Source organism: Rhodococcus sp. NPDC056516, from assembly GCF_042794655.1.
Classification (GTDB): Bacteria; Actinomycetota; Actinomycetes; order Mycobacteriales; family Mycobacteriaceae; genus Rhodococcus_F.
This window is the reverse complement of record NZ_JBHTTG010000016.1, coordinates 1-6,850: the sequence shown is the minus strand read 5'-3', so window position 1 is coordinate 6,850 and position 6,850 is coordinate 1. Positions and strand designations below refer to the sequence as shown.

General features: G+C 60.7%; 7 protein-coding genes, 1 rRNA gene and 2 pseudogenes. 5 read left to right on the top strand and 5 right to left on the bottom strand.

All coding sequences use genetic code 11. The annotated features are described in order from the left end of the window. Positions 1-87 (top strand): 5S ribosomal RNA (gene rrf, locus ACFQ6Y_RS30295); the annotation flags it as partial. 286 nt (positions 88-373) lie between these two features. Next, positions 374-1,798, top strand: a complete 1,425-nt coding sequence (locus tag ACFQ6Y_RS30290) for an aldehyde dehydrogenase family protein (RefSeq protein ID WP_317557097.1) — start codon at positions 374-376, stop codon at positions 1,796-1,798. 62 nt (positions 1,799-1,860) lie between these two features. On the opposite strand, the pseudogene ACFQ6Y_RS30285 reads toward ACFQ6Y_RS30290, so the two are convergent. The 5 genes and pseudogenes from ACFQ6Y_RS30285 to ACFQ6Y_RS30265 form a co-directional block, all read right to left on the bottom strand. Next, positions 1,861-2,395 (bottom strand): annotated as a pseudogene (locus ACFQ6Y_RS30285) (aldolase/citrate lyase family protein). A gap of 36 nt (positions 2,396-2,431) precedes the next feature. Then, a complete protein-coding gene (locus tag ACFQ6Y_RS30280) occupies positions 2,432-2,683 on the bottom strand; it encodes a hypothetical protein (RefSeq protein ID WP_378540078.1) in 252 nt (83 codons plus the stop codon). A 141-nt stretch (positions 2,684-2,824) separates the two neighbouring features. Beyond that, positions 2,825-3,439, bottom strand: a complete 615-nt coding sequence (locus tag ACFQ6Y_RS30275) for an ABC transporter permease (RefSeq protein WP_378640528.1) — start codon at positions 3,437-3,439, stop codon at positions 2,825-2,827. Between the two features lie 309 nt (positions 3,440-3,748). Further along, positions 3,749-4,084 (bottom strand): ABC transporter substrate-binding protein, encoded by a 336-nt coding sequence (locus ACFQ6Y_RS30270; protein WP_378640525.1) that lies wholly within the window; start codon positions 4,082-4,084, stop codon positions 3,749-3,751. Between the two features lie 504 nt (positions 4,085-4,588). After that, positions 4,589-4,720 (bottom strand): hypothetical protein, encoded by a 132-nt coding sequence (locus ACFQ6Y_RS30265; RefSeq protein WP_378540074.1) that lies wholly within the window; start codon positions 4,718-4,720, stop codon positions 4,589-4,591. An 87-nt stretch (positions 4,721-4,807) separates the two neighbouring features. On the opposite strand from ACFQ6Y_RS30265, the pseudogene pdxA reads away from it, so the two are divergent. From pdxA to ACFQ6Y_RS30250, 3 genes and pseudogenes are all read left to right on the top strand, one after another. Beyond that, positions 4,808-5,836 (top strand): annotated as a pseudogene (gene pdxA, locus ACFQ6Y_RS30260) (4-hydroxythreonine-4-phosphate dehydrogenase PdxA). Between the two features lie 11 nt (positions 5,837-5,847). Further along, positions 5,848-6,285 (top strand): DeoR family transcriptional regulator, encoded by a 438-nt coding sequence (locus tag ACFQ6Y_RS30255; RefSeq protein ID WP_378640523.1) that lies wholly within the window; start codon positions 5,848-5,850, stop codon positions 6,283-6,285. Further along, positions 6,251-6,610: a hypothetical protein gene (locus tag ACFQ6Y_RS30250; protein ID WP_378640521.1), complete on the top strand. Its 360-nt coding sequence runs from the start codon at positions 6,251-6,253 to the stop codon at positions 6,608-6,610. Before ACFQ6Y_RS30255 ends, ACFQ6Y_RS30250 begins: the two co-directional genes overlap by 35 nt. The last annotated feature ends 240 nt before the right edge of the window (positions 6,611-6,850 follow it).

Genomic DNA, 6,850 nt, shown 5'->3' with positions numbered 1-6,850 from the left:
GGTCCCATTCCGAACCCGGAAGCTAAGCCCTTCAGCGCCGATGGTACTGCACTCGACAGGGTGTGGGAGAGTAGGACACCGCCGAACACAATTTAACGACAAAGCCCCCCAACCATTCGTGGTTGGGGGGCTTTCTCGTACCCAAAACACCCCCCGCCTTCGAGCGAACGGCACTTCCGTCGCCTGCAACGAGATGAACGCACCGTTCACACGATCACTGAAAAGTGTGCGCCCACCGCAAGTCTCGTCTGTCGAGCGCCAATCGCGCCACCAACCTGCCACGGAACTCGTCGAGCGTGGCTAGGCTCGGAAGAGGTGCCCGTGTGATCGGGCCCACCTCACCTGTGCACGCGTGCTGACTACGGAGGCTTCGATGACCGATATTCTCGACCGCACCAAAATCTATGTTGATGGCGCCTGGATCGAATCCACTGGTAGCGGTCGGATCGACGTTCTCAATCCGGCTACGGAAGAGCTGATAGGAACTGTCGCCGAGGGCACTGTCGAAGATGTCGACGCGGCCGCGAAGGCAGCACGAAAGGCTTTCCCCGCTTGGTCTGCACTATCCGGCGGCGAGCGCGCCGAATATCTTTCCAAAGCTGCTGCGATTATTGCCGAACGTACCGATGATCTTGCGGCGCTGGTTTCGCAAGATATGGGCATGCCGATCGGATTCGCAAAGCCCGTACAAATCGGAATGCCGCTGGCGAATTTGAATGCATTTGCTGAATTGGCCCGCACTTATGATTTTGACGCCCACGAGGTCGGCAACTCGCTGATTGTTCGTGAACCGGCGGGTGTTGTCGGCGCAATCACTCCCTGGAACTTCCCGCTCCACCAAGTTGTCTTGAAGGTTGGTGGTGCACTCGCCGCGGGCTGCACCGTGGTTCTCAAGCCCACCGAGGTTGCACCTCTCATCACGTACGCTCTCGCCGACATCTTCGACGAAATCGGTTTGCCTGCAGGTGTATTCAACCTGGTGAGCGGATACGGCCCGGTAGTGGGTGAAGCCATTGCCGGCCACCCCGAGGTCGACATGGTCTCCTTCACCGGATCGACTCGGGCCGGCAAGCGAGTGGCCATCGTGGCTGCGGACACCATCAAGAAGGTCTCGCTTGAACTGGGAGGCAAGTCCGCGAACGTCATTCTCGACGACGCCGACCTCGAAAAGGCTGTCACGGATGGCGTCGCAAAGTGCTTCATCAATTCGGGTCAGACCTGTTCGGCGCTGACGCGTATGTTGGTTCCCGCGGAGAAGGTGGACGAGGCAGCGGCAATTGCTGCTGCGGTGGCCGCTCATTTCCAGGTAGGTGATCCGACTCAGCCCACTTCAGTGCTCGGACCGCTTGTGAACGCGAATCAGCTGGGACGCGTTCGCGGATACATCGAGAAGGGTGTAGCCGAGGGCGCTACCGCGGTTGTCGACGGTCGCGAAACCGGATTGGCCAGTGGGTATTTCGTCGGGCCGACGGTGTTCGCGAACGTGACCGAGGATATGACCATTGCGCGCGAGGAGATCTTCGGACCGGTCCTTTCGATCATGGGCTACAAGGACGAGGCCGACGCAGTGCGGATAGCCAACGGGACCGAATACGGTTTGGCCGGCGGAGTCTGGTCAGGTGACCCCGATCGCGCGGATCGCGTCGCGCGGCAGCTGCGGGCCGGGCAGGTCGAGGTTAACGGCGGTGCGTTCAACACCAATGCGCCGTTCGGTGGATACAAGCAGTCGGGTGTCGGACGCGAGGCAGGCACGTTCGGGCTCGAAGAGTTCCTCGAGATCAAGGCAATTCAGCGTTAGTCGTTCGAGAATGGCGATGCTGCCGTACCAAGTACGGGAGCATCGCCATTTTTGTACCCGGATCAGGACTTGGCCGCATCCAGATGCTGAGCCGAGACATTCGCCAGATGCGTCAGGTCCGAGGCTACGGTCGCGAAGGTGTAACCCTCTGCAAGGCGTTGTGCTGCAACCTGACCGGAAGGTGTGTGGATCCCGGCAGCCACCCCGCAGGCGGCAGCAGCTTCGCGCACCCGGGTGAGCGCGGCTTCGAATTCCTCGGACACGTCTGGATCGTTGGAATGCTTACCGCCGACGGCGATTCGTAGATCGGACGGTCCGACGTACACGCCGTCCAATCCGGTTACAGCACAGATCTCTTCGACGTTCTCCAGGCCTTGTGGATTTCGATCATCGCGAAGTCAACAGTGTCGCGGTTCGCGTCGGCGGGAACGGGGCCGATAAGGAGTTGCGACCGCATGGGCCCGTAGGAGTGGATGCCGAATGGCGGCTGCCCACGGCGGCCGCTGCCTCTTCGGCGTTGTTGATCAGCGGAACGATGACGCTTACCGCGCCGCCGTCGACGGCTCGGATGACGCCATTCGCCGTGGCTCGTTCGATCTGGAGGTCGTCGACCCGTCGTAAATTGCCCGCGTCTCACGCCTTTGCTTTCTGGGCGTTGCCACGCCCGACCAGGCTTTCGGCCAGTCGTTTCGATCCTGGAGGCCGATCGCGCAGACCGTCGCCGAGTGGGTTCACTCCAACGACTGGCAGCACGATCATCAGACCGGTCAACGTGACGATCCGCCATGAGGTGGTGATGTAGTCCTGTCCGTCGGCGGTGATTCGGCCCCAGGTCGCAAACGGACGTTGAGGGCCGGCGCCGAGGTAGCTCGAGGAGCTTTCCAACAGAACGGCCTGAGCGAGCAGAAGCAGGACGACGAGCGATGCCTGCTTGACGATGTTCGGAATGACGTGACGAAAGCAGGATGGCCATGCGGGTAAGTCCGAGCACTCTAGCCGCTGCGGGATAGGGCTTTTCGCGTTCCCTCAGAACCAGCGGCAGAGAGAGGAGCCGACACCCGGCCAGGCGAACACGACCTTGACCACCACAACGCAGTTCAGCACTCCGGCAAATCTGGTGCCCAGCGCGGTGACGATGGGAGTTGTCGAGTTACGCATCGCATATCGCCAGGTGAGTTCGCGTTCGGATACTCCGCGAGAGCGTGCGACGGTGATGTACGGCGAAGCGAAGGCCGAGACCAATTCGCGCCGAACCATCCGGGAGATCAACGCGAGCTGAAGGATGGCGATAGTTGCGGTGGACAGGATCACCGACGGCCACGTGGTGGATCCGGCGGCAGGTAGAACCGGGATGAGGACCGCGAATATCGTCACCAGCATCAGAGCGCTCCAGAACTCCGGCATGGACTGTGCGCGAACGGCCACGATGTTCGCACCGAGTTCGCGTCGGGTGTCCGCGTGGTGGACCATATACACGCCCAACGGAATTGAGAGCACGGCGGTCAACAGGATGGGGCTGACGGCCAGGGTGCTGGTGCACGGAAGTTTGCCGAGGACGACGTCCATGGCCGGCGCCTGGAACGAGTACGACGTGCCGAGATTCCGAGTTGATGTGTGCGGTTTCGGAGCGGTGAGAGTCATTGGCTCAGGCCTTCAATCGGACGGCGCCGAGGTCGTAGGAGTTGATGTGAGTCAGTGAAACATTCTGAATACGAGTATGTTTCGCAAGAAGAGCGTTCGGTACGAAGCTCCACGACAAGGCCAGTTCTCCCGGATGTCCTGCTGCGTGCAAGTCCGGTCTGGTTGCCGTACCCGTTGCCCAGGCCATCCCAGTCCCCGGTCTTGCCCTGGCGCCAGAAATCCATCCAACGTGGACGGGGCTGGACCGGTGGCCGTACCACGGACCCGATCAGTGCGTCCGGGCGAGCGACTCGTCGTCGATGGCGTAGGTCAGTGCCCGCGAACATGCAGATTGGATAGTGGGTGATCGGCGGGCTTGCGGAAGTTGAAGAACAACTGGTTGATGCGCGTGCACGGCACGGTGTCCACCTGGACGCCGGGTAAGTTGGCGAGTTGTCCGGCGAAATCCGGACTGATCGAATCGATGACGTCGACCTCGCCGCTCCGAAGAGCAACGACGCGGCCCGCCTCTTCGGGAATGAAGCGGACCTGGACACGGCGAACGCCGGGAGCGGGCCCCAAGTAACTGTCATTGACGACAAGCGTGTAATCGCCTGTGCCTCGGTTTGATTCGCTGACGATGAAACGGTCCCGACTCAATTCCACTCTGCAGCTCGTTAGGTTCGTTGGCCGCGGTCGGGGTGATCAAAATATTGGACATAAGTGAGTCCCGAACAGGAACAGGGGAGTTCGTTCGGAGGTGGAGTCTGCCGCAGGTTTTTGCTTCGAAGTTCCGGGATGTCGCTTCGATTCGGTCCGGGAGAGACCGATGAATCAAGCGTGACAGTTTTTGATCTGCACTCACGACGATCCGACCCCGCCACAGCCTCTCGTGACGTGAGATCAGTTCTGTAATCGTCCGCAGACTCTGTAACCGTGGAGAAGGTCGAATCTCTACTCAGAGGCAACGTGGCCGCGGGGGTTGTGGAACTCTCTCGCGACGGATCTCCGGTCATCGTCGCCGCCGGATTGCCAAGGCAGGGGGCACGGTGCGAGGCGGGGTGGTGCCCTACGAAGCCGAGACCGAAGGTGGCCTCGATCTGATTATGGCTGCAGCACAACAGGTTCCGATGTTTCGTCTAATAGGAACATTCGCGCTCAAGCCGGCAGTTACCCGAAGAACGACAGTGCAGTCGCCAACCGTGCGTCCAGCTCGCCTCGGCACTCGCCGAGCTGATCGGCGCCGTCGATCACACCGGTCGGTACATCGTCACGCGGCCAGGAAGTTTCGGGTATGTACACAGTCTTTGCTCCACGACGGAGTTTCTCGCACACCCCACTTCGGTTGCCGCTCCGGATAATCTACCTTCAGACAACGAGGTCAATCCCATGCCAATCGAATCCACCCCACTGCCGCTGATCGCTGTCACAATGGGCGCCGGCGTCGGGCCGGAAGTGATCATCCGCGCACTCCTCGACGACGAAACGAGAAAGCGTTGCCGCCCGGTCGTTGTCGGCGACGCGAAGCGCCTGCGTCCGGCCGCCGAGGTTCTCGGAATCGACGTCGACGTGGTCCCCGACGAGGAGTTCAAGGATGGTGAATTCATCGATGGACGGATCAACGTCATCGATCTGGACTTGCTGCCTGAGGATCTCGCGTGGGGTGAACTGTCGGCAGTCGCGGGAGATGCGGCCTATCAGTACATCCGCGGTGCAAGCGAACTCGCTGTTCGCGGTGAAGTTCAGTCGATCTGCACCGCGCCGCTGAACAAAGAGGCGCTACACGCAGCAAGGCATATCTTCCCTGGTCGCACGGAATTGCCTGCGCTTTTGGCCGATGCCGAGGAGGTGTCGATGATGTTGTCGACGCCCGAGCTCAAGGTCATTCACGTGACTACATACATCGGACTGCTCGACGCGGTCGTCAGGATCGAACCGGGCCTGGTGGAGCGGATCATTCGTCGAGGTGATGAAGCATTGGTACGCACGGGAAATCTGTCTCCGAAGATCGGCGTCCGCGGAATCAACCCGCACGCAGGGGAGAATGAACTCTTCGGTTAGGGGGAGGAAGAGAAGAAGATCATCCCTGCCGTTGAACTGTTGAAGGCAGAAGAAATCGATGTCCACGGTCCCCTGCCGGCGGATACCGCGTTCTTCCTGGCCTGTCGTGGTGACTACGAGTTGATCGTCGCGATGTATCACGATCAGGGGCACGGCCCGGTCAAGGTCCTCGGAATCGAGGTCGGGGTCAACATCACTGTGGGCTTGCCGGTCATACGAACCTCCGTCGATCACGGAACCACATTCGACATTGCAGGTAAGGGCATCGCCGAGGCCGGAAGTAGGTCGAAGCGCTGCGGCAGGCGGCCGAATTGGCAACCAGCACATTCGTTTTCAAGTAAGCGCCAGAGTTCGTAGGGCGAGGAGCGATGGCCATCCGGGAGTCGGAGGCGAGGCGGTCTGAAATCGCAAGACTTGCGCGCGCGAGTGGTCTGGCCAGCGTCGAGGACCTCTCGGCTCAGTTCGGGGTCACCGCGTCGGCAATACGTCGAGACCTGAGTCAGTTGACTGCTCAGGGACTCATAGCACGCACCTATGGCGGGGCAATTGCAATCAATCCTCATCAGGAATCGTCTCTGCGTCAGAGAGCGATGGTGGGGTTCGACGCCAAACGGCGGATTGCAGAGTGGGTCGCCGAGCAGGTCCGGCCCGGAGACGCTGTGCGCCTGGATGCAGGCACCACTGTGAGCGATGGGAAGCTCTTACGTCACATGACGAATCTGACCGTGATCGCTGCAGGGCTGACAGCACTCGAGGCGCTAGCCGACACTGATGGTGTCGAGTCGAATGTGTCGGCGGGACGTTGAGGCCGCTCAGCCAAGGATTTGTCGGACCACTCGCCGAGGCGTCGTTGCAGAGGGTGTCGTTCGACAAGGCATTCTCGGAGCAGGCGCAGTTACCGTTGACCTGGGCGTTTGTGAGGCTGAGCTCGATCAGACCCGGCTCAAGGAAATGATGATCGAACGTGCCGGCGAGGTCTACATACTCGCGCACTCCGCCAAACTCGGCGAACGTCCTTTCCATGCGTGGGCGCCGATACCGCCGGGGGCTGTGCTGGTCACCGATGCTGCGGTAGACGCACAGCAGGTCACGTTGTTCGAGGCCGCGGGGATCCGTGTCCAGGTGGTGTGAGTCCGCGACGGTTGGCCAACGAGCCGTGGTGTCTGGCGTCACATGTTGCCCGAATCGACGAAGTTGGGTCGCCGTAGGGGATCTAGCTGGGGAAACGGGCAACCTCAAGTCCCTGACCTGAGGATTTGTCAAAGACTTCAGCGGACGCGTAACTTATTCCAAGTCAGAGCGACACGGACACCGACTCCCGCTTCACGGCGAGTGACACGAGGTTGTACGAAGTGCCTGACCAAATTTCGA